Here is a 1,709-nt window from a genome sequence, read left to right as displayed (position 1 = left end):
AAAGATTATCACAATCATTTCGTGTTATCAAGAATAATTCACGTTTTATTGGGAAAGTTTTCTTTTTACACCCATTTACCGCCTAATTTTTTGTTTATTTGTCATATTATATGAAAAAACAAAAAAAGACCCCGAGTGGAGTCTTATAAAATAATGGCTATTAAACCGCCTGATCCTTCATTTATAATTCTTTCTAGTGTCTCTTTTAATTTATATCTTGCATTTTCAGGCATCATCGAAAGCTTTGCCTGAATTCCTTCTCGAACAATCGAGCTAAGGCTGCGGCCAAAAATATCGGAATTCCAAATTGATAAAGGATCATCCTCGAAATCCTGCATTAAATAGCGAACGAGTTCTTCACTTTGCTTTTCTGTTCCAATGATTGGAGAAAACTCTGATTCTACATCAACCTTAATCATATGAATGGATGGAGCTACTGCTTTAAGTCTTACCCCAAACCGCGAGCCATGGCGTGTGATTTCCGGTTCATCAAGGCTCATGTCGGACAATGATGGGGCCGCAATCCCATAGCCAGTTTGTTTTACCATTTTCAATGCATCTGAAATTTGATCAAACTCCCTTTTGGCATGGGCAAAATCTTGCATTAATTCTAATAAATGATCTTTGCCGCGAATTTCTACTCCCACAATCTCTTTTAATACTTCATCATAAAGATCGTCTGGGGCATATAAGTCAATTTCTGCTACACCTTGACCCATTTCGATGCCTGCTAGTCCCGCCCGATCAATAAAATCAAAATCACTGAATTGATGGACGACCCTATCAACATCCCGTAATCTCTTAATATCTTTTACTGTTTCTTTTACAGCTTCCTGATAGCTTTCTCTTAGCCAATGATCCTCGCGAAGTACCATCACCCAGCTTGGGAGATTTACATTGACTTCAAGCACTGGGAACTCATACAGGGCTTCACGCATAACATTTAATACGTCTGATTCCCTCATGCCCTCCACACTCATAGCTAGCACAGGAATATCATACTTTTCAGAAAGCTGATTTCTTAGAGAATCTGTATTTGGATGATGAGGCTGTACACTATTAATAATCATAATGAAGGGTTTTCCAACCTCTTTTAATTCATTTATTACTCTTTCCTCTGCCTCCAAATAATTGCTGCGAGGTATTTCTCCAATTGTACCATCAGTAGTTATCACGACCCCAATGGTTGAATGCTCTTGAATGACTTTTCTAGTTCCAATTTCTGCCGCTTCATGGAACGGAATCGGCTCTTCATACCAAGGAGTATTAATCATTCTTGGGCCATTTTCGTCCTCATACCCTTTAGCACCAGGAACCGTATACCCTACACAATCAACTAATCGAATATTAACGTCCAGGCCTTCATCCACGTGGACAGAAGCTGCCTGATTGGGTACAAACTTAGGCTCAGTTGTCATAATTGTCTTTCCGGCTGCACTTTGAGGGAGTTCATCCTGGGTGCGAGCACGGTCAGCTTCATTACTCATGTTTGGCAAAACAACTAATTCCATAAATTTTTTTATGAAAGTTGATTTACCTGTACGTACAGCTCCTACTACTCCGAAATAGATATCGCCGCCAGTCCTTTCAGCAATATCTTTAAAAATATCTACCTTTTCCAAGTGATCCCCTCCCGAATCTGTGGGATAATATTATCCTATCAATTACGTTTGGACATTATATGTTTATGATGTTGTCCTATCTCGTTA

The 1,709-nt window shown here is 39.1% G+C and carries 1 protein-coding gene; it reads right to left on the bottom strand.

All coding sequences use genetic code 11. The features are described from left to right. Positions 1–143: 143 nt before the first annotated feature. The gene (gene spoIVA, locus V7164_RS23390) at positions 144–1,622 is read right to left on the bottom strand and encodes a stage IV sporulation protein A (RefSeq protein ID WP_335347295.1); all 1,479 of its coding nucleotides are present in this window, start codon (positions 1,620–1,622) and stop codon (positions 144–146) included. Positions 1,623–1,709 lie beyond the last annotated feature (87 nt).

The sequence above is a fragment of the Bacillus sp. JJ1474 genome (assembly GCF_036965225.1).
Taxonomy (GTDB): Bacteria; Bacillota; Bacilli; order Bacillales; family Cytobacillaceae; genus Cytobacillus.
This window is presented reverse-complemented; position numbering and strand designations above follow the sequence as displayed.